Genomic DNA, 1,611 nt, shown 5'->3' on the forward strand with positions numbered 1-1,611 from the left:
TGGGAGGACTCCGGCAGCGGGCTGATCCAGTTCGCCGCCGGGCTGATGATGATCGTCGCCTCCGTGTTCGCACTGCCCGTGCTCATCGGCTTCCTCAGCCCCGTGCTGGGCTCGATGTCCTCCTCCGGCGGTGGCGGCGGGGCGCTGGGTATCGCGGCGATGGGCGCAACGATCCCGCAGGGCGCTTCCCACCTGGCCCGGTCTGGGCGTGGCTTCGGCTCCGACTCCTCCGCATCGCCGTCGCAGTCCTCCGTCTCCTCCAAGGGCGGGCCCATGTCCCCAGCGTCTGGACCGTCCTCGAGCACCGGAGCCACCGGTGCTACGGGGGCCAGCGCTACAGGAACTGCGGGCACCGCAAGCACCGCTGGTGCTGCTGCAGCTGGCGCAGCTGCTGCTCCCGTCGCTGCGGGCATGGCGGCCGCCAACGCCGCGCAGAAGACCGGCGAAGCAGTCACCGAGGCCCCTCAATCCAGCGCCGGAGGCAACGGCCCCGAAACCTCCTCGAGTGGCGGATCAGCCGGGGCAGGTGCCCAACCTGCGACTGGTTCAAGCGGCAGTGGAGTGACCACCTCCCGCACAGGCGCCGACCCGTCTCCGGGCAGCAGCGCAGGAGCACTGCCCACCCCGGGCAGCGGCACCGGGGCCCGACCCATCCCGAGCAGTGGTGCCGGCACCAGTCCCACGGGACCACGTACCGGTGTGCGGCCGACCGGCCCCGCCGGCACCGGACAGATCGGAAAGGCCGCACAACAGCAGGTACGTGCGTTCAAGGCGCAGATCGCCAACGAGACCGGAAACGAGGGCCGCCCTGATGGCGCAGACCGAAGCTAAAACCGAGAACCGGCCGCGGGTGTACGGCAACTTCCGCACCCCCACCTCTAAGGGCCTGGCCGGGCTCTCCACCGCCGGCACCGTGCTGCTGATCGGTGGGGTGGTCGGCGGGATCCTGCTGATGATGCTCAACCTGTGGCTGGTGGCCCTGGGGTTTGAGGCGGTGATCCTGGTCCTGATCGCCCTGTCGATGAGCAAGAACAAGCACGGACGCACCCTCATTGAGCGCATCGTGCGCCGGGCAGGGTGGGCCAACGCCGTCTACGCCGGGGCCAACGTCTACCGGGCCGGGCCGGTGTCCCGGGTGCCGGAGGGGACCACGAAGCTGCCCGGGGTCTCGGCCCGCTCCACGATCACCGAGCACGTCGACGGCTACGGCCGCCCCTTCGCCCTGCTCGAGGTCCCGCAGCGCCACCACTACACCGTGGTGTTCTCCTCCGAGCCCGATGGCGGGGGCATGGTCGACCAGGAGCACATCAACCGGTGGGTGGACCGTTGGGCGCACTGGCTGGGCATGCTCACCGACGAACCGGGGCTGACCGCGGCCTCGGTGACGATCGAGACCGCCCCGGACTCCGGGTACCGGCTGGCGCGGAAGATCGAGGCCCGGATGGTCGACAACGCACCCCAGTTCGCCCGCGACGTCATCAACGAGACCGTGCAGATGCTGCCCACCGGGGCCACCATCACCCGGGCCTACATCGCGGTGACCTTCAAAGCCTCCGTGCGGGCCGGCGGGCGCATCCGCAACGCCCAAGAGGTCGCCGATGACCTGGCCGC

2 protein-coding genes are annotated in these 1,611 nt (G+C 70.6%); one reads left to right on the top strand and one right to left on the bottom strand.

Translation table 11 applies throughout. The features are described 5' to 3' along the window. On the bottom strand, positions 1 to 275 hold a 275-nt coding region (locus QYM41_RS17475; RefSeq protein WP_368801042.1), incomplete at its 3' end, for a hypothetical protein. 536 nt (positions 276 to 811) lie between these two features. On the opposite strand from QYM41_RS17475, the gene QYM41_RS17480 reads away from it, so the two are divergent. Beyond that, positions 812 to 1,611, top strand: an 800-nt coding sequence (locus QYM41_RS17480; protein WP_368801043.1) for an SCO6880 family protein, incomplete at its 3' end; no start/stop codon positions are given.

The sequence above is a fragment of the Kocuria oxytropis genome (genome assembly GCF_040981195.1).
In the GTDB taxonomy this organism is placed as follows: domain Bacteria; phylum Actinomycetota; class Actinomycetes; order Actinomycetales; family Micrococcaceae; genus Kocuria; species Kocuria oxytropis.